The organism is Roseixanthobacter pseudopolyaromaticivorans (assembly GCF_043195145.2).
Classification (GTDB): Bacteria; Pseudomonadota; Alphaproteobacteria; order Rhizobiales; family Xanthobacteraceae; genus NCEH01.
Window position 1 is genome coordinate 1089670 of record NZ_CM195539.1, and the last position, 22334, is coordinate 1112003.

At 66.8% G+C, this 22334-nt stretch carries 23 protein-coding genes; 7 read left to right on the plus strand and 16 right to left on the minus strand.

All coding sequences use genetic code 11. From position 1 onward, the window contains the following. From V5F68_RS05315 to V5F68_RS05335, 5 genes are all read left to right on the plus strand, one after another. Nucleotides 1-1983, plus strand: a complete 1983-nt coding sequence (locus tag V5F68_RS05315) for a branched-chain amino acid ABC transporter ATP-binding protein/permease (protein ID WP_394013595.1) — start codon at nucleotides 1-3, stop codon at nucleotides 1981-1983. Nucleotides 1984-1990: 7 nt separating this feature from the next. After that, complete coding sequence (locus V5F68_RS05320; protein WP_348846034.1) at nucleotides 1991-2713, plus strand: ABC transporter ATP-binding protein; 723 nt, start codon at nucleotides 1991-1993, stop codon at nucleotides 2711-2713. A 295-nt stretch (nucleotides 2714-3008) separates the two neighbouring features. Further along, entirely contained in the window at nucleotides 3009-3533 is a 525-nt protein-coding gene (locus V5F68_RS05325; RefSeq protein WP_509274667.1) for a TetR family transcriptional regulator C-terminal domain-containing protein, read from the plus strand. Continuing rightward, the gene (locus V5F68_RS05330) at nucleotides 3530-4084 is read left to right on the plus strand and encodes a sigma-70 family RNA polymerase sigma factor (RefSeq protein ID WP_394013597.1); all 555 of its coding nucleotides are present in this window, start codon (nucleotides 3530-3532) and stop codon (nucleotides 4082-4084) included. Before V5F68_RS05325 ends, V5F68_RS05330 begins: the two co-directional genes overlap by 4 nt. After that, a complete protein-coding gene (locus tag V5F68_RS05335; RefSeq protein ID WP_394013598.1) occupies nucleotides 4081-4716 on the plus strand; it encodes an NrsF family protein in 636 nt (211 codons plus the stop codon). Before V5F68_RS05330 ends, V5F68_RS05335 begins: the two co-directional genes overlap by 4 nt. Here V5F68_RS05335 and V5F68_RS05340 read toward each other — a convergent pair. The 12 genes from V5F68_RS05340 to V5F68_RS05395 form a co-directional block, all read right to left on the minus strand. Further along, nucleotides 4688-6691, minus strand: coding sequence for a hypothetical protein (locus V5F68_RS05340; protein WP_394013599.1), 2004 nt, complete (start codon nucleotides 6689-6691; stop codon nucleotides 4688-4690). The genes V5F68_RS05335 and V5F68_RS05340 overlap by 29 nt on opposite strands. 43 nt (nucleotides 6692-6734) lie before the next feature. Beyond that, a complete protein-coding gene (locus V5F68_RS05345) occupies nucleotides 6735-7523 on the minus strand; it encodes a molybdopterin-dependent oxidoreductase (RefSeq protein ID WP_394013600.1) in 789 nt (262 codons plus the stop codon). A gap of 15 nt (nucleotides 7524-7538) precedes the next feature. Continuing rightward, nucleotides 7539-8165 (minus strand): cytochrome b/b6 domain-containing protein, encoded by a 627-nt coding sequence (locus tag V5F68_RS05350; protein ID WP_394013601.1) that lies wholly within the window; start codon nucleotides 8163-8165, stop codon nucleotides 7539-7541. Between the two features lie 35 nt (nucleotides 8166-8200). After that, the gene (locus V5F68_RS05355; protein ID WP_394013602.1) at nucleotides 8201-8668 is read right to left on the minus strand and encodes a PRC-barrel domain-containing protein; all 468 of its coding nucleotides are present in this window, start codon (nucleotides 8666-8668) and stop codon (nucleotides 8201-8203) included. A gap of 1 nt (nucleotide 8669) precedes the next feature. Then, a complete protein-coding gene (mtnK, locus tag V5F68_RS05360; protein ID WP_394013603.1) occupies nucleotides 8670-9929 on the minus strand; it encodes an S-methyl-5-thioribose kinase in 1260 nt (419 codons plus the stop codon). Between the two features lie 127 nt (nucleotides 9930-10056). Further along, nucleotides 10057-10425 carry an EamA family transporter gene (locus tag V5F68_RS05365; protein WP_394013604.1) on the minus strand — a complete coding sequence of 123 codons (369 nt, stop codon included), beginning with the start codon at nucleotides 10423-10425 and terminating at the stop codon, nucleotides 10057-10059. A 6-nt stretch (nucleotides 10426-10431) separates the two neighbouring features. Beyond that, nucleotides 10432-11460, minus strand: a complete 1029-nt coding sequence (locus V5F68_RS05370; RefSeq protein ID WP_394013605.1) for an NAD-dependent epimerase/dehydratase family protein — start codon at nucleotides 11458-11460, stop codon at nucleotides 10432-10434. A 1-nt stretch (nucleotide 11461) separates the two neighbouring features. Beyond that, on the minus strand, nucleotides 11462-12220 hold the full coding sequence (locus V5F68_RS05375) for a glycosyltransferase family 2 protein (RefSeq protein ID WP_394013606.1): 759 nt from the start codon (nucleotides 12218-12220) through the stop codon (nucleotides 11462-11464). Beyond that, nucleotides 12217-12951: a TIGR04282 family arsenosugar biosynthesis glycosyltransferase gene (locus V5F68_RS05380; protein WP_394013607.1), complete on the minus strand. Its 735-nt coding sequence runs from the start codon at nucleotides 12949-12951 to the stop codon at nucleotides 12217-12219. The genes V5F68_RS05375 and V5F68_RS05380 overlap by 4 nt, the downstream gene beginning before the upstream one ends. A 1-nt stretch (nucleotide 12952) precedes the next feature. Further along, nucleotides 12953-14101 carry a trans-sulfuration enzyme family protein gene (locus V5F68_RS05385; RefSeq protein ID WP_394013608.1) on the minus strand — a complete coding sequence of 383 codons (1149 nt, stop codon included), beginning with the start codon at nucleotides 14099-14101 and terminating at the stop codon, nucleotides 12953-12955. 165 nt (nucleotides 14102-14266) lie between these two features. Next, the gene (locus V5F68_RS05390; protein WP_394013609.1) at nucleotides 14267-15730 is read right to left on the minus strand and encodes an alpha/beta hydrolase; all 1464 of its coding nucleotides are present in this window, start codon (nucleotides 15728-15730) and stop codon (nucleotides 14267-14269) included. 152 nt (nucleotides 15731-15882) lie between these two features. Continuing rightward, on the minus strand, nucleotides 15883-16032 hold the full coding sequence (locus tag V5F68_RS05395) for a hypothetical protein (protein ID WP_394013610.1): 150 nt from the start codon (nucleotides 16030-16032) through the stop codon (nucleotides 15883-15885). 136 nt (nucleotides 16033-16168) lie between these two features. Between V5F68_RS05395 and V5F68_RS05400 the strand changes: the two genes are divergently transcribed. Continuing rightward, a complete protein-coding gene (locus V5F68_RS05400) occupies nucleotides 16169-16555 on the plus strand; it encodes a DUF427 domain-containing protein (RefSeq protein ID WP_394013611.1) in 387 nt (128 codons plus the stop codon). A 28-nt stretch (nucleotides 16556-16583) separates the two neighbouring features. On the opposite strand, the gene budA is transcribed toward V5F68_RS05400, so the two are convergent. From budA to V5F68_RS05420, 4 genes are all read right to left on the minus strand, one after another. Continuing rightward, a complete protein-coding gene (gene budA, locus V5F68_RS05405; protein WP_394013612.1) occupies nucleotides 16584-17432 on the minus strand; it encodes an acetolactate decarboxylase in 849 nt (282 codons plus the stop codon). 13 nt (nucleotides 17433-17445) lie between these two features. Beyond that, nucleotides 17446-19101, minus strand: coding sequence for an acetolactate synthase AlsS (gene alsS, locus V5F68_RS05410; RefSeq protein ID WP_394013613.1), 1656 nt, complete (start codon nucleotides 19099-19101; stop codon nucleotides 17446-17448). A 112-nt stretch (nucleotides 19102-19213) separates the two neighbouring features. Next, nucleotides 19214-20257: an AI-2E family transporter gene (locus V5F68_RS05415; RefSeq protein ID WP_394013614.1), complete on the minus strand. Its 1044-nt coding sequence runs from the start codon at nucleotides 20255-20257 to the stop codon at nucleotides 19214-19216. A 76-nt stretch (nucleotides 20258-20333) separates the two neighbouring features. After that, complete coding sequence (locus V5F68_RS05420; RefSeq protein WP_394013615.1) at nucleotides 20334-20897, minus strand: hypothetical protein; 564 nt, start codon at nucleotides 20895-20897, stop codon at nucleotides 20334-20336. Between the two features lie 312 nt (nucleotides 20898-21209). Between V5F68_RS05420 and V5F68_RS05425 the strand changes: the two genes are divergently transcribed. After that, complete coding sequence (locus V5F68_RS05425; protein ID WP_394013616.1) at nucleotides 21210-22334, plus strand: alpha/beta hydrolase; 1125 nt, start codon at nucleotides 21210-21212, stop codon at nucleotides 22332-22334.

Sequence of the window (22334 nt, forward strand, 5' to 3'; positions counted from 1 at the left end):
ATGCAGCTGAAGCTCCTTGGGTCCCTGCTGGGCCTTGCCGCGCTCATCGTGCTGCCGTTCGCGGTGGCGAGTCCCTATTATCTCCATCTGGCCGTCACCATCGCCATCTATTCGATCCTTCTTCTGGGGCTCGACGTGGTGTTCGGCTACACCGGCGAAGTCTCCATCGGCCATGCGGCCCTGTTCGGCATCGGCGCCTATACGGCCGGCGTGATGGCCATGCATTTCGGCATCGGCTTCTGGCCCGCCATCCCGCTCGGCATCATCGTCGCGGCGCTGTTCGGCGTGGTGCTGGCGTTCCCGGCACTGCGGGTGACCGGGCCTTACCTCGCCATGGTGACGCTCGCCTTCGGCACGATCGTGCAGATCCTCATCAACGAGATGAGCGATGTCACCAACGGGCCGCTGGGCATCAAGCTCAACACCCCGCTGTTCCTCGATCTGCGCTGGCTGGGGGACACCATTCCGCTCCTCGACATGTCGCTGAAGCGCATGAAGGAAGTGGAATATTATTATATCTGCGCCATTGGCCTGGTGCTGACGCTGGTGGTGATCAACCGCATCCTCGCTTCGCACCTCGGCCGCGCCTTCGAGGCGCTGCGTGACAGCCCCATCGCCTCGGACTGCATGGGCGTCAGCGTCTACAAGCACAAGGTGCTGGCTTTCGTGATCAGCGCGGGTTTTGCCGGTTTCGCGGGCGTGCTGTTCGCTTATTCCGAGCAATATATCGCGCCGAACAATTTCGGCTTCGAACTGTCGGTGCAATTCCTGCTCGCGGTCACTGTGGGCGGGCGCAAATCGCGGCTGGGCCCGATTCTCGGTGCCGTCATCATCGTGTTCCTGCCGAACTTGCTGTCCGACATCCAATTGTTCCGTTACATCGCCGGCATCATCGCCGTCATCGCGGTCATTGCGGGTGTGCGCAGCTTCATCACTCAGCCGGAGCGGCGGGCGCAGAACGCCATTCCGGTGGCGCTGTGCATCGGCTTCTTCGTCTTCTCGCTGATGCTGGAGAAGATCACCGACTACAAGCTTGCCGTCTTCGGCGTGATGATCCTGTTCGTGGTCTATTATCTGCCGGATGGCATCGTCGGTTTCCTCAAGCGGCTCGCCATCCATCTGTGGCCGCGCCTGTTCCATGCCCACGCCATCATCAATGCCGAAGCGGCACGCAAGGCCGTGACGGCCACGAGCCACGCGGCGTCCGAAGGAGTGCTGCTGGAAGTGGGCTCGGTGGTGATGCAGTTCGGCGGCCTGAAGGCGTTAGACCGGGTGTCCATCGCGGTGAAGCCGGGGACGATCCACGGGCTGATCGGCCCCAACGGTTCCGGCAAAAGCACCATGATGAATGTGCTGACCGGCATCTACGTGCCGACTGGCGGCTCCATCCGCTTCCGCGGCCAGGACATCGCCGGGCACACGTCCTCCGCCATCGCCAAGAGCGGCATCGCCCGCACCTTCCAGAACGTGCAGTTGTTCGGTGAGCTCACCTTGATCGAAAATGTGCTGGTCGGCCTGCAGCACAGCTATCAGGCGACCTTCCTGGACGTGGCGCTCGCCTTGCCGCGCATCCGCCGCGAGGAGCGGGCGGCGCGGGAGCGGGCCATGAGCCTGCTGGCCTTCGTCGGCCTGGAGGACCTCGCCAATGAGGAATCCCGCAACCTGCCCTACGGCAAGCAGCGTCTCCTGGAGATTGCCCGGGCGCTGGCTCTCGACCCGCAGCTTTTGCTGCTGGACGAGCCGGCGGCCGGCCTCACCGCACCGGACATCAAGGCCCTCATGGAGATCATCCGCAAGGTGCGCGATGCCGGCATCACCATCGTGCTGATCGAGCATCATATGGATGTGGTGATGAGCGTGTGCGACACGGTGAGCGTGCTCGACTTCGGCCAGAAGATTGCCGAAGGCCGGCCGGCCGAAGTGCAGAACAACGAACGGGTGATCGAGGCTTATCTCGGCGGCGCAGCCGTCCCTGCGGAGTAAGGATGCCATGCTTGAGGTCACCGATCTCGTCGCCGGTTATGGCAAGGTACAAGTGCTGCATGGGCTGAGCCTGAAGGTCGAAAGCGGCCAACTCGTCACCCTCATCGGCTCCAACGGCGCCGGCAAGACCACGACGCTACGGGCGCTATCGGGCATGATCGCGCCGCAGTCCGGCTCCATTCGCCTCGGCGGTGAGGAGATCGGGGGCTTGCCCTCGTTCGGCATCACACGCAAGGGCATGGCGCATTCGCCGGAGGGACGGCGCGTGTTTTCGACCTTGAGCGTCAAGGACAACCTGATCCTGGGCGCCTTTCCGCGCCTCACCGGCTCACGTCCCAAGGGCGATGTGGAGGCTGATCTGCAGCGGATGTTCGAGCTGTTCCCCCGCCTGAGGGAGCGGCGAGACCAGATGGCGGGCACGCTGTCCGGGGGCGAGCAGCAGATGCTCGCCATGGCGCGCGCCCTGATGCTGCGCCCGCAGGTGCTGTTGCTGGACGAACCCTCGATGGGGCTGGCGCCGCGGCTTGTGGCGGAGGTTTTCGCCACCATCGCTCGGCTGAAAGCGGAAAAGATCACCATGCTGCTGGTGGAGCAGTTTGCGGCGGCAGCGCTGGAAGTGGCGGATTTCGGCTATGTGATGGAAAACGGCCGGCTCACCGCTTCCGGTCCCGCGACAGCGCTGCGCAGCGACCCCGCCGTGCGCGCGGCCTATCTCGGGCACGCCCATTGAAGGCTTCCTAAAGGCGCCGGCCAAGCTGGGTCCGGCCGGATGCTGGTGCTTGGTGTCAGATTCCCCGAAAGGAGGCGGGGCGCAGGCGTCGGGCCGGTGCCGGTCGTTCATGTGCACGCTCGTTTGACATGGTGCCGAGCGGGAGCATGTTGCATTTTAGATTGCGCGCTCTAAAACCAAGTGGAACAGCGCGCGAGCGGCTTTCACCATGGCCAGGCCCAGAGAATTTGATGAGGAGGTCGCGCTTCGCGCCGCTGTCGAGTGCTTCTGGGAACGTGGCTACGAAGCAACCTCGGTGCGCGATCTCGCCACGCGCATGGGGATCACCAACGCAAGCCTGTACAACGCGTTCGGAGACAAGCGCTCGCTCTATCGTCGGGCACTCGAGCGCTATGTGGAGCTCAGCTTTTCCGATCGTGTGGGCCGGTTCCAGGCGTTGCCTCCGCGTGAGGCGATCGACGCCTTTTTCAAGGAAATCGTCGATCGATCCGTGGCGGATACCGGGCGGCGTGGCTGCATGCTGGTAAATTCAGCACTCGAAATCGCACCCTATGATCCGGAATTCCAGGACGTGGTCACGAAGGTCCTGGTTCAGGTGGAAGCGTTTTTTCGTCAATGCGCCATGGTTGGACAGGAGGAGGGGACCATCGCCCGCCGGCAGTCCGCCGAGGATATCGGGCGCCTCCTGCTCGGCGTTCTGCTCGGGCTTCGTGTGCTCGCGCGCCACCGACCGGAGCGCGCCTTGCTGGAGGGACTGGTGCGGCCGGCACTGGCCTTGCTCGATGACGCCACGGTTGGCGCGCGGGATCCGCTTGCATGACGCTGGCATCGCGCGAACAGGAATGGGCGGAGCTGATGCGCGCTGCGATCGCGGGCGATGCCGCAGCCTATCGCGGGTTCCTGCAAGCGCTGACCCCGCATCTGCGCGCCATGGCCCGCCGGCGCTGCAATAGCTATGGATCGCCGCACAGCGACGCGGAGGACGTGGTGCAGGAGGTTCTGCTGGCGATCCATCTGAAACGCGGCACCTGGGATCAGGACCGCCCGATCGGTCCCTGGCTTTCCGCCATCGTCCGCAACAAGATGGTCGACACCTTGCGGCGGCGGGGGCGGCATGTCGACATTCCCATCGAGGATTTGTCCGACGTCCTGCAAGCCGACGAGCCCGCCGATGCAACGCAGGCATACGATATTGACAGGATCCTGAGTACCTTGAAGGGCCCACAACGTGATATCGTTCGTTCCATATCGGTTGACGGCACCAGCGTCCGGGAAACAGCGGGTCGCTTGAACATGAGCGAAGGTGCGGTGCGGGTCGCATTGCATCGGGCATTGCGAACACTCGCGGCGGCATATCGAGGCAATGTGTGAAGACTGAGGATCTGATCGGAGTGCTAGCGCAGGATGCCCCCGTCGCATGGAGGCTGTCGAGCCGTCTGGCGCTGGCCTTCAGCCTGGGCGCGCTGATTGCAACGACCCTGTTCGCGCTTGCGGTCGGTGTGCGTCCGGATCTCTTGGCGGTCGGGGGGAGCGCCCGCTTCCTGTTTAAATTCCTGTTTGCGCTCGCCTTATTGCTGGGCGCCGCCGGTGCAGTGACGCGGATCGGCCGTCCGGGGGTGGAGATTGGCCCCTGGGCGTTCCTGCTCGTCGCGCTTCCGATCGCGCTGGCCTTCGCTGTTATGGTGGAAATGGTCGTGACGCCGGAAGCGCTTTGGGCCACGCGCCTGGTCGGGCGGAATGCCGCTTTCTGCCTCACCGTCATTCCCATTTTGGCCTTGGCGCCCTTGGCGTGCCTGATCGTCGCGCTGCGGGATAGTGCGCCGTCGCGGCCGGGCCTTGCCGGCGCTGTCGCGGGCCTTGCCGCCAGCGGCATCGCCGCCACGCTCTACGCCTCCCACTGCCCCGACGACAGCCCGCTGTTCGTGGCGGTCTGGTATTCATCGGCCATCGCCATGGTGGTAGCAGCCGGCTATCTCATGGGCGCGCGGTTCCTGCGCTGGTGACGCCCGGCCTGTCGGCGCGGTAGATCCGCCATCGTCCGGCGACTTCCTCCACGGGTGTGAAAAGCGCCGAATGGGCGAACGGATCATGGCTCCATGCGCGGTCTTGTGGCGTGAGCAGCACAACGGTGCAACCGAAATCCCGCACCAGCGCCGCAAGCTCGTCCGAGTTGGCGGACCCGGCAAAAACCCGCTCGAACAGGTTTGCCGCATTGGCCCGCGCGTCAGCGGGCAAGGTGGCAAAAGCCAGGACCAGTTCGGTACCGGCAAAGCAGGAGCGACGGTCGGCGAGTAATGCCCAGGACAAGTTGATGGGCCAGGGCACAAGAGTGCTCATCATCGCCGGATTGCTCGCGATCCTTTCGTTCGGCGCGGTGTGGCGGCGCACCGCCGCCCACATCTCGGGCGCGTCGCGGAAGCGGGCGCCGTCGGGTGAGAGTTCGCCGACCCTGTTGTTGCGGAGCAGAACGAGGCCATCCGGCACCGCGAGCCAGGCAAGGACCAGAGCGCCACCAAGCGCGATCATTCGGCGCCGTGCGAGGCATCGCGCGAACCAGGCGCCGGCAAAAGCGGTGAGGATCAGCAGGCCGGGCAGGACGGCGCGCCATCCAAGATCATTGTTCTCGCCCACCGTGCTCACCAGCAGCCAGCCGCCGCACAGGCTCGCGAACGTCGCCGCGGACAGGGCCGGAACCATCGGCTGCTTCAGGCGGAATACGGCGATCGCGCCGATGATCCAGACGGCGGGAAACTCGATCGCGAGCAGAACCAGCCAATAGGCCGGAAGGTCGAGCAGACGGCGCCAATCCTCGGGGACGGCCGGTCCGAGCACGGCGAACGGGGAGATCAGGACGGGCGCGCCGCCGCCCCGGGCGGATGCGGCGCCGAGCTGCAGGCTCAGCAACGGAAAGACGAGCGCAAGTGCAAGCGCGCCGGCAATCACGACCGCAATCACGAAAGGAAGTCGCTCTCCGGCCGGCGCGCTCCATAGCAGCACAAGCGCCGTCGCACCGGCGCAAAGCAGGAAGGTGACGCCGCCCACCCACAAAGAGCTTTCGAACCCGGCGGCGATCAGCAGTGCCAGCACCAGCACAAGGGCGAGCGTCTGGGCACGAGGCCGGAAAGAACGTGTGCGCGCCAACCGCTCCATCAAGAGCAGAGACAGGACAACGGTTGCGGCCGAGGCGACATGGTGCGGGCTCCAGCTGGTCTGGAACAGCCACCCAGCAAGGCCCGTGGCAGGCTCCAGCGCGGCATCCACCGCGTCCGCGCCGAACAGCGCCGAAAGCACCGGGCGGAGCGATCCGCCAAGCGCGGTGATGAGAACAAACAGCGCGCTGGCTCGCCGGCTGTCCGAGAGGCGGAAGGCGAGGCCGCAGATCAATGCGAGGGAGGCAAAGCCCGCGAACCAGGTGGCGGCGATATCCGCCTCCCATCCGGTTGCGCTCGAGAGGCGTGCAAGCTGGGCCGCGCCGAACAGCCAGAAATAATAATAGGCCGTGCTGCCCGGCCCCTGCGCCGTGCCGAGAAAGGGGTTAGCCGGCGGCACGCCGGTGCGCACGATCTCATCCACCAGAGCGATCTTCGCATGGTCGTAGATCGGGCTCGCCAGTGCGACGCCCTCCGGCATGAGCTTGGGCAGGATGGCGAGCGCCGGCCCCACCGCCACCAGCCCCGCCGCGGCGAAAATCCAGACCGGCAGAACGCGCGGGGCGGGTTCGCCGTCTTTTGCTGCCGGCAGGAGGAGCGCGGCTCCACCGATCGCGAGGGTTGCCGCGAGGATGACGATCACCGTGAAGCCGGCCGCCGTCGCGGCGTGCAGGGCGATGATGCCCTGGACCGCCCATCCGAGCGTGGGCGCCATAGCCAGGGCAAGATCGCGTCCCACGGGCAGTCGGCGGGCGATCAGCCAGCCGACCGGCACCCAAAGCAGGAACGCCAGCAGGGCACAGAGTATCGCGGCGGACGGCGTGGCCATGATGCTCCGTGCGTTGATCCTGCCTCGCGGCGAGGATGTCTGGTCAGAGGCCGGCGAACCAGTTGAAACCCTGATCTTCCCAGAACCCGCCGGGATAGGTGTTGGTCACTTCGATAGCCCGGATCCATTTGGGATTCTTGAAGCCGAGCTTGACGGCGGTGCGCAGGCGCAAGGGCGCGCCGTACGGGTCGGTAATCGGCTCGCCGGCATATTTGGTGGCGAGGATGGTTTGTGGATGCAGGGCCGAGGCCATGTCTATGCATTCCATGTAATCGTCATTGCCATGGAAGGCGACATATTTGGCGCTCAGATCCGCACCGATGCGCGTGAGGAAACTGCGCAGATTCGGCCCGGACCATTGGCCGATATAGTCCCAGCCTTCCACGCAAATGTGCTTGATGATGACCTCCTGCTCGGGAAGCGCATAGACCTGATCCAGCGTCCACGGCCGCTTGTCGGAAATCAGGCCCGCGAGCTCCAGTTTCCATGTGGCCAGGTCGATGGGCTTGACGTCCTCGATCTCATAATAAGCGTTGAAGCGGGGCGGCTTGACCACCTGATCTACGGAATAGGTCGGGGCGAGCTTGGTGGGATTGAACAGCAGGGCCTGCACGCGATCGTTGAAGGACGACACCGTCCGCAGCGCGCCCTGCACCGATTGGCGATCGGAGATGTCACATCCCGTGAGAAAGCTGAGCGCACCGAGGCTCATCGCCCCACGCAGCAGCTTGCGCCGGTCGATCTCCGCGACCAGCTTGCGGTTCTCCACCAGAAGCGACTGGTCCGGCTGGATTTTCGGACGAAAACGGGAGGCGGTACGGGGGCGGATCATCGTCGGGCCTTCGGCTCAATGCGTCGGGGAGGTGGGGGCGGGACCTGCGGCCACCTGCGGGCCGCCAGTGAGCATGGCCAGGATGGTTCGCGGCACGAGCAGCGCGAGCATCACATGCACCACCATAAACAGGCAGATCGCGGTCATGCCGATGAAATGGGCGAGACGGGCGCCCTGGAAATCGGAAAACAACGCGACCAGGAAAGAGAATTGAACCGGCTTCCAGATCGCCAGGCCGGATACGACCTGCACGATGATGACCAGTATCACGCCCACATAGAGCACCTTCTGCACGGCATTGTAGTGCGTGAGGTCCGTGTGCTTGAGGCGGAAGGTCAGCGCCGCGATTGCTTCCGTAATCACCTCGCGCGGGCGGATGGGCAGCAGCATGCGCCGGAAGCGGCCGGAGAGCAGGCCATAGGCGAGGTAAACGAGGCCGTTTATCATCAGGATCCACATGCCGAAGAAGTGCCATTGCAAGGCATGCTGCGCCCAGATGCCGAGCACCATCCAGTCGGGGAAATGCAGAAATCCAAACAGAACTTCGTCGTTATAGATCTTCCAGCCGCTGCCTATCATGATGATCATCGCGATCGCATTGGTCCAATGGACGATGCGGATGAGAAGGGGATGCATCTTCATCGCTGTGGGTCCGTTCAATCCTTGAGCGCCAGGCGTCAGCGGCGGCTGATTGCGATCCGAATGATGTCGTTCTTCTCGATGGGCGTGCCCTGGGCGGGGTCCCATGTGGCCAGTTTCGGCACATCCTCGCGGGGGATATCGAGCAGGTTGATGTGCCGTGCGAGGATCGCGACCGTTTCGATGGGGATCGGCACAGGCCGCCCGCCGCGACCGAACCATCCGCCTTCCGGCATGACGAGAACGATCGCGCCGTCCGGCTTTCTGGCGACTTCGGTCACATAGCCGAGGATGCGGTCGTCGAAATCCTGGACCGGAATTCCGATCAGGTCGCCGACGCGGACCTTCTGCGGGAACCGGGCATTCATCCGCTCTTCCGGCGTCTGGTCATCGTCGCTCACGGCCTGCTGGCCCTGGGTGTGGGCGCCGCCGGGCAGGCCGCCGGCGCGCGCGGGAAGCGGGGCCAGAAGCAAGGCGAGGAGCAGGGGCAAGGCGATTCGGCGCATATCAAGCGATCCTCACGGAACGGGCGAGCCGGCTGACCTGCCGGGGATCGGCAAGGGTGTCGGCCTCAAGCATGAGGCGCCGCCCCATGGCGAGGGCGCGGCGCTCGCAGGCGGCGCGCAGGACTTCATCCTCGATGGACTCGAATTCCGGGATATGGGCGAGGCCGAGGATGCGGCGATGCATCTCGATGCCGGCAAACCCGAGCGTATCGCGCCAAACGTCCTGCAGCAGGGCGGCGAGGGCGGCTTCGGCGCCCTGGGCATCGCCGGTATCCTCGAACAGTTCGGCAAGGCCGAGCATGCCGGTTCGCTCAGTGCGCCAAAGCTGCGCGAACTCCTCCTCGAAGCTCGCCCAGACGCCCTCCATGAGCTGGAGAATCCAGTCTTCGTATGCGTCGCGCGCGTGTTCATCCGCGCCAAGCCCGGCCTGGGCGAAATAGGCCATCAGCAGATTGCCCACGAACGCCCCGATGTCGAAGCCCATGGGGCCGTAGAAGGCGAATTCCGGATCGATGACGCGGCTGTCCTGCGCGGTCACCATGACCGAGCCGGAATGGAAATCGCCGTGCAGAAGGGTTTCGGCGCGGGTGGAGAATTTGCGCTTCAGCGCCGCCGTCGCGAGCTTGAGATCCCGGTCGCCACGCACGGCGGCGGCATCTTCTTCCAGCCCGGGCGTGATCCGGTTTCGTGGCGACACGCAGAACGGATCTGTGAAGATCAGATCCTCGCTGATGCCACACAGTTCCACATTTCCCGCGAACAGCGCGAGGTCGCGCTTGCGGTGGGCCGTCTCCATGGCGAAATCCGAGCCGCGAAACAGCGTGCGCGCGAGATACTGGCCCATCTGCCGGTCGAGGTGCGCAAGCACGTCTGCGGCCATCAGGCTTTTGCGCAGGATGACGTGGGGCGTGAGATAGTCCATGACGATCAGGGCCTGTTCCTGATCGAAGGCATGGATCTGCGGCAGCCGGCCGGGATCGCGCTGCCCCAGGCGGACGAGCGCGTGATACTCGAAATAGCTCCGCTCCAGCGACATGGGCCAGCTGTCGCCGACGCAGCGGGCATAGGGCAGCGCTTGCTTTGCGATCGCAGAACCCAGCGGCCCTTCGATGATGAAGACGAGATTGAGATTGCCGTCCCCCACCTCGCGCACGCGCCAGCGTTCGGCCGGCCCGAGCCGATCTGCGAGGCCCGGCGCCGCGGCGAGCCGGCGGGGCAGGGTGCCCACATCCAGGGGCTCATAGGGGCGTTTGTCCAGCACGCGGACCTCCATCGGATTGTGGCATCCTGCGCGCCGCGCGGGCTGGCACAGATGACGCTTTGAAAAGGACTTCGCGGGCCGCGCCGGGTTCGTTACACCGCGCCCGCCTTTTCTCGGCCGGCGGGGTTCAACTCGCCGCGAGCACGACCACGCCGAGGCCCACCAGCAACGTGCCGCCGAGGCGCTGCGGCGTGAGCGGCTCGCCCAGCAATTGCCAGGAGGCCAGCGCCACGAACACGAAACCGAGGCCGAGGAAGGGATAGGCGAAGGAGGCTTCGACGCGGCTCAGCACGTAGACCCACACCGCGACGCTGACGGCGTAGCAGGCAAGGCCGCCGAGAATGCCCGGGCGCAGCAGCACCTGGAGCAGGCTTGCGAGGGTCCAGCCGTCCGAGGCGCCAAGGCCCGAGCGCGCACCCCAGCGCAACAGGATCTGCGCGGAGGCATTCAGCGCCACGCTGAGCAGGATGACGGCGATCAGAAACAGGCGGCTCATGGTGTTTTATGCCTGGGCAAGTTCGGCCATCCCGTCTTCGAACGCGATGGTCGGCTGCCAGCCGAGTTGCGCGCGCAGGCGCGAGGAATCCGCTGTGATGTGGCGCACGTCGCCGAGCCGGTAGCGGCCCGTCACGACAGGCGTAGGGCCCTGCAGCGAGCGGGCGAGCGCCTCGGCCATCTGTCCCACCGTGCGCGGGGTGCCGGAGCCGACGTTGAAGGCCGCGACGCCCTGCGCGTGCATTTCGCACGCCTGGACGGTAGCTGCCGCGATGTCGCGCACATGGACGAAGTCGCGCCTTTGGCCGCCGTCCTCGAACACCTGGGGCGCTACACCATTGCGCAGCGCGGACGTGAAAATCGCGGCGACGCCGGCATAAGGCGTATCGCGCGGCATGCCCGGCCCGTAGACATTGTGATAGCGCAGCATCGCCGCCGCGCCGCCGGTGACGCGCGCCCAGTTGGAAGCGTAGAATTCCTGCGCCACTTTGCTGCTGGCATAGGCGTTGCGCGGATCGAACGGGGTGGCCTCGCTCACGAGCTGTGTGCCGAGCCGTCGTCCGCAAAGGGGGCAGGGCGGTTCGTAATCGCCCGCCGCCAGGGCCGCTTCGAAGCGCGGTGCCGGCTGCACCACGCCATGCTCGGGGCACAGGCCCACGCCCTCCCCATAGACCACCATGGAGCTTGCCAGGGTCAGGCGCGGCACACCGGCGCGGGCCATGGCCGCGAGCAGAACCGCCGTTCCCACATCGTTGGAGGAGGCATAGTCCGGCAGGTCGCCCACATCCACGCCGAGCCCGACCTTGGCCGCGAGATGCACCACCGCATCCATTCCTTGGAGCGCCGTGTCGACCGCTGCCGCGTCCCGCACGTCGCCGAGCTGAAATTCCACGCCGGGCGGCGGCGTCCAGGGCTTGCCGCGATGCACGTCGGCCCGCAGGGAATCGAGCACCCGCACCTCGTGGCCGCGCGCCCTCAGGCGGGCCAGGACGTGCTGGCCGATGAAACCCGCTCCGCCGGTCAGAAGCACATGCATGTCATTGCCCTCCCGAAAGCGAGGTGAGCGGCGCGCCGGCGTCAGCCCGGCGCAGGGTCCAGGCCAGGCGCGCGAAGGTGGCGGTGATCTTCCAGGCCGCCTTCACACCCGCGACCAGGTTGCCGGAGACCTTGGATTCCCCACCTCGGCGGCACCGATGGTCGACCGGCACCTCCCGGATGCGCAGGCCGGCGGCGGCGACGCGCATCTGCATTTCCAGGTTCCAGCCATAGGTCATTTCCGCCATGCCGAGCGTGCCGAGGGTGTCCACCCGCAGCGCCCGCAGCGGCGACATGTCGGTGAATTGCACGCCGTAGGTCCACCGCAGCAGCAAGCCTGCAAGCCAGCCGGCCGCGATTTGCTGCGGCGTCATGCTGCCGGCCTCGCGCTGTCCCCTGAGGCGGGAACCCATCACGAAGTCCGCTTCGCCGCGTGCGATCGGCCCGATGACCGAGCCAATGAAGGCCGGCACGTCGCTGCCGTCGCCATCGAGGAAGCAGACGATTTCCGTGCCCGGCGCGATGGCGGCAAGGCCCGCCGCGCAGGCCCGGCCGTAGCCGCGCACCGGGGCGCGCACCACCCGTGCGCCGGCTTCCTCAGCCCGCGCGGCGGTGCGGTCGGTCGAGCCGTTGTCGACCACGATCACCTCGCCTACGCCCTGCGCGCGCACCTCGCGGACCACATCGGCGATCGGCTCTTCCTCGTTCAGGCAAGGGATGATGATCGCAGTCTTGGGGCGGTGGGAGAGGGGCATGGTCATGCCGTCACCAGCGCGTCGCGGCGCTGCCGCACGAAGGCTTCCGTCCGGGGCGCGCGCTGGAGGGGGGCGGTGGCGAAGGGCGGGCGGGCGCCCTCCAATTCGCGCTCCAGCAGCGCATAGGAGTCCGCATCGTCCACGTCGTACCAGGGATCGAGCGCGATCACCGGCAGGTCGATTTCGCGGGCGCGTTCAAGCGTGCGCGCATAGACCTCCGGTGTACTCCAGGGGATGTCGGCGAATAGATGGGGGTGCGGCCGCGACAGGCCGATGAGGGTATAGCCGCCGTCGAGCGCCGGGCTGAGGACAAGATTGTCGCCGCGCAGAACCGCCTCCACCGCAGCGTCGAGGATCGCGCGCGGCAAGGTGGGGCTGTCGGAATTGATCACGATCGCTCCGGCGTGTCCCGCCGCCAGCAGATCGTTGATCCCGCTCTCCAGGCGCACGCCGAAATCACCCTCGGCCTGCAACACCAGGCCGAACCCATCCGGGAGCAGGGCGCACAACTGGGTTTCCGATCCGGCCGGCGTGTAGACGGCATAGCCTTCCGCCCGCCCGGTGCCGGTCAGGCTTGCGATGGTCGCCGAGAGATCCTGGATGAAGCAGGCGGAAATGCCGGCGCACTCCTCCGGCCGCAAGGGCGGGGACAGCCGCGTCTTCGAGCGGCCGGGGCTTGGCGTCTTGCAGATTATGGCGACGGCGACGGCAGGGGTGGTCTTGGAACCTTGTGTCATGTCAGAGCACCACCGTGAGCGCCTGGAGAAGATCGCGATAGAGATCCTCCGGATCCTCCAGTCCCACCGAGAGGCGCAGCAGATCCTCGGGACAGGGCGAATCCTCGCCCTCGATGGAGGCCCGGTGTTCGATCAGGCTTTCCACCCCGCCGAACGAGGTGGCGCGGCGCCACAGCCGCACATGGGCCGCCACCGCGATGGCCTGGGCGCGATCGTCCAGGCGGATCGACAGCATGCCGCCGAACCCGCCGCTCATCTGGCGGGCGGCGGTGGCGTGGCCTGGATGATCGGCAAGGCCGGGGTAGAGCACGGCCCGGATCGCGGGATGAACCGCGAGGCGTCCGGCCAGCAGGCTCGCGGTTTGGCTTTGCGCCAGGACGCGCAGGTCGAGCGTCCGCAATCCCCGCAGCAGCAGGAACGCGTCGAACGGACTGAGGAAGGCACCGTGATGCCGCCGGATGTCCGCGATCCGTGACCAGGCCGCATCCACGCGCGCCGTCGCCACCACGCCGGCCACCACGTCCGAATGGCCGTTCAGATATTTAGTCGCCGAATGCACCACGAGATCGCATCCGCAATCGAGCGGCTGGCTCAGGATCGGGGTGGAAACGGTGGAATCCGCACATACGATGGCACCGGCGAGGTGCGCGATGGCGCAGACCGCGCGGATGTCTGTGATGGTCCATAGCGGGTTGCTGGGCGTCTCGATCCACACCAGCCCGGTCTTTCCGGGAATGATCGCGGCGCGCACCGCTTCGAGGTCCGACATGTCGACGAAGGTGACCGCGTGGCCGTAGCGCGGAAGGTCCTGGAGCCATTGGCGAAGGCCCCAGTACATGACCTTCGGAGCGACCACGTGGGTCGGCGCCAGTGACAGGAACACCGCCGTTGCCGCCGCCATGCCGGAGCTGAACATCATCGCCTCGCTGGCGTGCTCCAGCTCGGCGATCAGCGCTTCGGCCTGATGGATCGATTTGTTGTCCGACCGGCCATAGACGAAGCCGGTGCTGTAGCCATTGTCCGCGTCGCGGATGAAGGTGGTCGCGACATGGATCGGCGGTGTGAGCCCCCGTGTCGCCGGATCGCCTGCACCCAGAGCGCTGGCGGCGAGCGTGCGTCGCGTCAGAGAAGGAACGTGCCGGTCGTCCATCCAGGTTTATTTCTCAATCGATTGCGCAGCTATCGATTGGTATTCGCCAGGACGCGGCGGTTCGTTACACGCTCACACGCGTGTGATCGTCAGGTGTCGGGAGGGTCCGGGCTGCCGCGCTCTGCGCGCGTGCGCGACAGTTGCACGCAGCGGTACCGCGCGACCTCAGCGCGGGGCGGGTGCGGGGAGGTCGGCGCCGATGCGCTCCAGCATGTAGGGAACGAAGGGGTTGGAGGAGACGCGCAGAAGCATGTCCACGCCCACGTCCAGCGCGCCATATTCGCCGTGCGGCGCCATGGTGCCGAGCTGGATGCCGAAATCGTCCGCCGGGTCCGGCCTCAGGCCATAGAGCCCATCCTCGAGCGGGAAGGGCAAGGCGATGTGGGAGAGCGAATAGACCTCGCGCGGATAGGACAGGCCGAGCGGGCGGTGTGTTTCGCGGCTGGCACCCGCATCGCTCAGCCGCTCTTCCGCCTCGCCGGTGGCTGGGGAGATGTTGGCGATCACCGCTGTGCGGAAGGTGCGCGGGGCCTGCGGCAGCAGGCGGCTCACGGCGGTATCGGACTCTTCGCTCAGGAACGGCGCGAAGGTGGAATTGCGGTTCACGTCGAACAGCACCAGCTCGCTGCCGTTGGCGGGCAAAGTGGCGAACAGCAGGTCGATCACCGCCTTCGTGCTCACGGTGTGGTCGAGGATCGACTGGAAGGCGAGCACGGGCGCGAGGCCCTCCAGCCGGCCGCCGCGCAGATGGGTGCGGATCGAATCCTGGAGCACCTGGGTCAGGCGGAAGGATTCCTGCGCCGCCTTGACCGGAAAGGAGTTGTATTTGAACGGGTTGAACTCCGGCAACAGGTTCAGCCATGCGGCCCTGGCGAACGGCGGCAGCACCGCCGGGATCGCCGCGAGGCCGGCGAAGCGGGCGAAGGGCGTGATCCCCACCATGGGCGACACCAGCACGATCTTGTCCGCCCGCGGCATCTCCGGGGCGTCCAGGGCATCGAGCGAATATTTCAGCGCGAGCGCGGCGCCGTTGGAATAGCCCACCAAGTGGATCGGCAGGTTCGGCCCGGCCCGGCGCTTGGCCTCGCGCATGACGAGGCGGGTCGCCGCGAGCCAGTCCGGCCATTCCGCAACCGTCAGCCCGCCCGGCACGGTGCCGTGGCCGGGCAGGCGGATCGAGATCGCCACGAACCCCGAGGCCGCATAGCGCCGCGCCACATGGCGCAGGCTGTAAGGGGAATCGGTGAGGCCATGCAGCAGCACCGCGACGCCCCGCACCGGTCCGTCCGGCTCCAGCACGAAGGAGCGGTTGAAATCCTGCGCGAAGCGGCCGGGATAGATGGGGCTTTGCGCGAAATAGCGATCGGAGGCGACGCGGTCGCGGGGCGGCAGCTTGTCCGTCACCTCGGTGCGCACGCTGTCGAACAGGCGCTGCTCGGTGGCGAGATAGGCCGGCCAGTCGGCGCGGTCGAGCTCGGCGATGCTCAATTCCTTCGGCACGAAGGTGTGCCACGGCTCCAGCGGCGGGCCGCGCAGGGAATCCACCGCCCGCCCCACGAACAGCACCAATGCCAGCACGCCGAGCACGATCACCAGCCGGCGAACCGCCTTCATCACCCACGGGCGCATGGTCTTTTCTCTCCCGGCTGGCCCGGTCGAATCGGCGGGCCGCCGGCATTATGGACCGGGCACCGGGAGAAGGCGCGCCTGCGTGATTTTCTGTCCCGCCAAAGCTTGCGATGGCGGGTGTATCTGAAAAATGTTTCACGTGAAACAAGGGCTTAGCGCGGACGAATAGGGGTTTCGTGACGCTTCTCCGCCGCTTTCCGGCACACCGAACCCGCTTTTCGGGCGAATTCTGCGCCATGAATGAATCCGCCCAGGGCGATCACCTTTTTTTCACCGATGTCTCCCGCACGGGCGTCAGCCATGCATGCCGATCGGCCCCGGCGCCCGCGCCGATCGGCTTGCATGAGACGACGGATCGGAGCGCGCGGTCTCCAACTCGTGTTTAGAGCCCGATCGCATCAGGCCCTAGGGTGGGCGCGAAACGAGGGAGCCCATCCCATGGCAGAACGTCCCGTGAAGCAGCCCGGTCCCGACCACCCCATCACCGTGTCGCGCCATCCGGGGCGGATTGTCGTTACCGCCGGCGGGCGGGTGATCGCCGATACGCGCGAGGCGCTCATGTTGCGCGAGGCGTCCTATCCCGGCGTGGCCTATATCCCCCGCAAGGACGTGGACATGGCGGCGCTCGCGCGCACCGATCACGCCACCTATTGCCCCTATAAGGGCGATTGCGGCTATTTCAGTATTCCCGGCGGCGGCGCGCGGGCGGACAATGCGGTGTGGACCTACGAGGCGCCGTTCCCGGCGGTGGCCGAGATCGCCGGCCATCTCGCCTTCTACCCCGACCGGGTGGATTCCATCGAGGACAAGCCGCTCACACCCTGAGCGGCTCACGTCCCGACCGGGGGATGCTTCAGGCGGTCGGGGCGGGCTTCTGCACCCGCTCCGCCGTGTCGAGCGCCTGCGTGGTGTCGCCGGAAAGGTCGGCGGCGAGGAAATCCGCGCTCTCGGGAATGGCGATGCGGAAATCCTCGATCCGCTCCAGGGCGAGCGTGATGGCGTCGCCCGCGCAATCCAGCACATGGCCGCCGAAGCGATGGTCATCGCTGAGGAAATGCACATGCCAGCCGGGCACGCCGAGGCCCTTGGCATAAGAGGGCGTCCAGAAGCCGATCATCGTGCCGTCCACGTCGCGGCACTCGAACTCGGCCTGGTGTGAGGTGGCCTGAACCAGGGTTTCATGGGCGCCGGCCTTGCAGGCCACGCGATTGTGCACCCGCGCGAAATGGCCGGAGAGGCGCACGGCGAAGAATACATTGTCGGTGTGCCGCAGCGCGTCGAGCTGCGCGACAAGCTCCTGGATGGAGGCGAACGGCGCCAGCGTCACCGGCGCCTCGGGGGAAAAATGCGTGACGATGGCGAACGGCACCTGCTGGGAATCTTCCGCGCGGCGGATGGTGCCGTCGCCCCGCATCTGGAAGAAGGCGCCGTCGAGAGCGATCATCTCGCCGTCCAGATCGACGAAGGTGCCGAGCCCGAAATCCCCGTGCTCGCGCAAAGTGCCGACCGAGACCACGCCCTGGAACAGCCCTTCCACCAGTGCCCCGGAGGTGGACACCTGGAACAGCGTGCCATGGTCCACCTGGAGCGTATCGGCGAGGGCGCGCGAAACGATGTGGGAGAGTGTCTCCCCACTCTCTGCGGTGGCCGCCTGGAGGGCGGTCCACAGCGATTGGGAAATCTCGCAATTTAAGGTCGGCATGGCGGGCCCTCGCTTACGAGACGACGTTGTCGTGCATGGCGGCGCCAAGCGCGATGTTGTGGCGATAATCCACCGGAATGTCGATCAGCACCGGCCCCGGCGTTTCCATGGCCTTGCGCAGGATCGGCACGAACTGGTCCGCATGCTCCACGCGAAAGCCCGTGGCGCCGAACGCCTCGGCATATTTCACAGTGTCGATCGGGCCGAAATCGGTGCCCGAATGGCGCTGGTATTTCATCATCTCCTGGAACGCGACCATGTTGTAAGTGCCGTCGCGCCAGATCATGTGCACGAAATTGCACTTGAGGCGCACCGCCGTCTCCAGCTCCTGGGCGGAGAACAGGAAGCCGCCGTCGCCGGAGACCGAGAGCACCTTGTCGTTCGGTCGGGCGAGGCAGGCGGCGATCGCCCAGGGCAGCGCCACGCCCAGGGTCTGCTGGCCGTTGGAGATCAGCAATTGCTCCGGGCGGAAGCTGTAGAGATAGCGCGAATGCCAGATGTAAAAGGAGCCGATGTCGAGCGCGAGGGTCACATCCTCGGTGATGAAGGGCTGCAGGTCGGCGATGATGCGCAAGGGATGCATCGGCATGCCGGCTTCCCGCGCGCCGGCCGCGCGCACCTCCTCCAGCTCGCGCCGGGCCGCATCCAGCGCCGCATGGGGCACGAGGCGCGGGCGGCGCGGCAAAGCGGCGGTAATCCGCGCGAGCGTCGCGGCGATGTCGCCGTACAATTCCACCGCCGGGCGGTAATCCAGATCCACGGCGGCGATCACATGGTCGATATGGATCACCGGGCGGGTCTTGCCGGCGTTCCAGAGGGCCGCGTCATATTCGATGGGATTATAGCCGACGGCGATCACCAGGTCGGCGGCATCCAGCAGGCGGTCCGAGGGCTGGTTGTGGAACAGCCCGACCCGCCCGCCGAAGCAATCCAGCGCCGCGCGCGGCACCACGCCGGCCCCCTGATAGGTGCATACGGTGGCGAGCGGATGGGCTGAGAGCAGCGCGCGCACGGCGGCCGCATTGGCGGGGCGGCTCGCATCCATGCCCAGCAGCAGCACCGGCAGGCTGGCGGCCTCGATCAGGCGGACCGCTTCGGCGATCTCCTCCTCCGGCGCGGCGCCGAGGCGGGGCACGCGGGCGGGGGTGAGCACAAGGTCCGGCGCCGGCTCGTTCATCACATCGTTGGGCAGCGAGACATAGGCCGCGCCCCGCCGACCGGATTCCGCCGCGCGGAAGGCGTTGGCGAGGATCTCGCCGATGGACTCGCCGGCCTCGATCTCGGCCGCATAGCGCGTGACCGGGCGGAACAGATTGACCGTGTCGAGGCTCTGGTGGGTCTGCTTCATGATCTCCGCGCGCGGCACCGAGCCGCCGAGGCCCACCAGCGGCATGCCCTCGGAATTGGCGGTGGCAAAGCCCGTGACGAGATTGGTGCAGCCGGGGCCGGAGGTGACGAGGCACACGCCGGCCTTGCCGGTCATCTTGCCCACGCCGGCGGCGATGAAGGCGGCGTTCTGCTCGTGCCGGCAGACCACCGTCTCGATGCCCGAGCCGTTCAGGCAATCATAGACCCGGTCCACCTTCGCGCCGGGAATGCCGAACACATGCCGCACGCCCTGCGCCTTGAGATTGCGCACCAGCACTTCGGCTCCGCACATTTCGTCCATGGCGCTTCCCTCGTTCGGTCGTTGCCGACGTGTCCATCATTGGATCGGACCGTACAGGCTTCGCACTAACGCAGCACCGCGCCAATGGGGAAAATGAACCGAGCGCCGCCGCTCAGTGCGCGGGGGTCTCTTCCGGTGGTGCGCGGCCGGAGAACAGGTCCGCCACCGGCCGGCTGGCGGGATGGTGCGCGCACAAGGTGAGGGCGGCGATCAGCAGCGGCACGCCGATGAACGCGCCGGGCACGCCCCACAGGAAACTCCAGAAGAACACCGCGAACAGCACCATGAAGGGCGAGGCGGCCAGCGCCTTGCCGGCGATGCGCGGCTCCAGATAGCTGCCCGAGAGGAACTGGATCACGTTGAGGCAGACGAACACGAACACCGCGCTCTGCCAGGATTCGAACTGCACCAGCGCGAACAGGGTGGGCAGCAGGGTGGCAACGAACGGGCCGATGAAGGGAATATAATTCATCGAGAAGGCGATCACGCCCCAGGCGGTCGCCAGCTCCATGCCCGAGGCCAGGGTGAACGCCCACACCACGACGCCGGTGGCCAGGCTCATGAGCGTGCGCACCATCATGTAGCGCTGCATCTTGGTGCCGATATCGGCGCCGGCCGAGAGCATGAAGGGCCCGAACGTGCCGCCGCGCAGGCCGGCCAGCTGGCGCTTCACGATGTCCACCTCCAGCAGACCGAGGATGACGAACACGAAGGTGACCACCAGGAAGCTCGCGAGGCTCTGCATGCGGCTCGACAGATCCTGGAACACCAGCAGCAGCCAGCGCACATCGAAATGCTCGGTGATGATGGAGGCCATGACGAAGCCGTGGCCTTCCAGCCAGTCGTGCGCCTGCCCGTACAGCGCCTGGAAGCGCGCGGCATTGGCGAACACCCATTGGCCGACATGGGCGAAACCCCACACCACGAGGCTGATGATGGTGCCCACCACCGCGAGCGTCACGAGCAGGGTCGCGAGCGCGGCGATCACGCCCGGCAGAAAGCGCTGAAGGCCCTTCTGGAGCGGCCAGACGATGGCGATCACGAACAGGGCGAACACCACCGGGGCGATGATCGACTGGGCCTCGGAGAGGGCCGCGCACACAAGGACCGCCGCGACGATTCCCACCAATATCCTGACCGCGCGATCCTTGATCATTCCCGCCCCTGTCCCCCGAGCCGGCCGGCCGGTGGGCCTGGCGGCGATATCCCTGAAAGCGCGACGAAGCCGCGACTCACGCCTGCGGCGGCATGGTGCCGTGCCGCACCGACATTTCCATGCCTTTGATCTTCTCGTAAAGCTTGATGTCGCTGGAATAGGGCCACCAGGAATACAACAGCAATTCCAGCGGGTGCCACAGCCCCACCCAGCCGGCGATCAGCAGGCCCTCGCCGAACAGATAGCCGAGCAGGCTGTCCGAGCCGAGCCATTGGTCGAGCGCTGTGGACAGCGCGAGGCAGGCCGCGAGGAAGATTGCGCCGACCCGTAGCGCGCGGCGCCCTTCCAGACGCACCTCCAGCATCTTGCGGCGGCAAAATTGGATCTGGGACGCGCAATAGGCGGCGAGCGCGCGGGGCAATTGCCCCACGAGCGCGTCGTCCGCGGAGCCTTCCGGCAGCCAGATCACCGCCTTGGTCCGGCTGGTGCGCCAGTCCTTCTGCGCCCGCAGCGCGTCCATCACCTGGTCGATGCCCGACAGGTCGATCACCTCGCCCTCGAACGGGTCGACCTCGGGCACGCGGAAGAAATTCTTGATGTTGCTGAGCTGCAGGTGGATTTCGCCGGGCGTCGCGGTCATCGGGTCTTGCCTGGATGGATGGGCCGGGAAACGGGCGGCGGCTTTCGGGAAGCGGCGCGGCGGGGCCGCGCGCCATGGTCAAGCTGGGGCTTACACCATTTCGCGGGCGGCGGAAATTCACCGTGCGGGCGCGTGGCGCCGCCGGACGGGCGCGCGGTTTTGCTTGAAACCGCTGCCGATTTCCGCTTTGCAAGAAGGCGGAAGCGTCAGGGGACGAGCCGGGGGTATCGCGTGTCGCCATCGATCAGGGCAGGGCGCCGGCGCGCGGCACGCGGAGTGCGGGCCGCCGGCATCGGGACGGCGGGCCGGCGCGTGGCCTTGCTCGCCGTTGCCGCGCTCCTGGCTCTGAACGGCTGCGCCCCCCATCCCGAGGGCGTGCTGGTGCCCCTCGCCCAGGCCGCGCCGGGCGCCTCCCAGGTGGACATTCTCGCGGCCACCACCCGCGCGCCCACGGACCAGCCGGGCGTCCTGTTTACCGGCGAGCGCGGGGATGGGCTCTCGCTCACCAATATCGTGGTGTCCATTCCACCCAATCGGGAAGTGGGCTCGATCCAGTGGCCGCAGCCCGGCGCCGCGGACCCGGCGCGCGATTTCGCGATCTCGGATGTCTCCACCGTGCCGCGCGCGGGCGTGCTGGATTGGTTCAAGGGCGCCAAGGGCAGGAAGCGGCGGGTGCTGATCTTCGTGCACGGCTTCAACACGCGGTTTGATTCCGCCGTGTTCCGCTTCGCCCAGATCGTCCATGACATGAATGCCGACGTGGCGCCGGTGCTGTTCTCCTGGCCCTCGCGCGGGCGGGTGCTGGACTATGTCTATGACCGCGAGAGCACGAACTTCTCCCGCAACGACCTCGCCTATGTGATGCGGGCGGCGGCGCGCTCGCCTTATGTGGACGACGTGGTGGTGATGGCCCATTCCATGGGTGCCTGGCTCGCAGTGGAATCCCTGCGCCAGCTCGCGCTCCAGGACGGGCGCATCCCGGCGAAGATCTCCAACGTGGTGCTGGCCTCGCCCGATCTCGATATCGACGTGTTCCGCCGGCAGGTCGCCGAGATGGGCAAGGACCGCCCGCGCATCACCATCTTCGTGTCGCGCAACGACCGCGCGCTCGGCCTCTCCCAGTTGATCGCCGGCGGCGTCACGCGGGTGGGCGCGATCGATCTCACGCAGCCCGACAAGGCAGCCCAGCTGGAGCAGGCCACCGGCATCGTGGTGCTGGACCTGTCGGGCCTTGAGAATGGTGACGCGCTCAATCATTCCAAGTTCGCCACCAGCCCCGAAGTGGTGCAATTGCTCGGCACGCGCCTGTCGTCCGGGCAGGATCTCGGGGACCGGGAAGGCGGGGGCGGCGCGGAAGCCGTGCAGGTGCTCGGCGCCGCCGTGGGCGGGGTGGTGACCGCGCCCATCACGGTGTTCACCGGCGGCCTGCGGAACTGA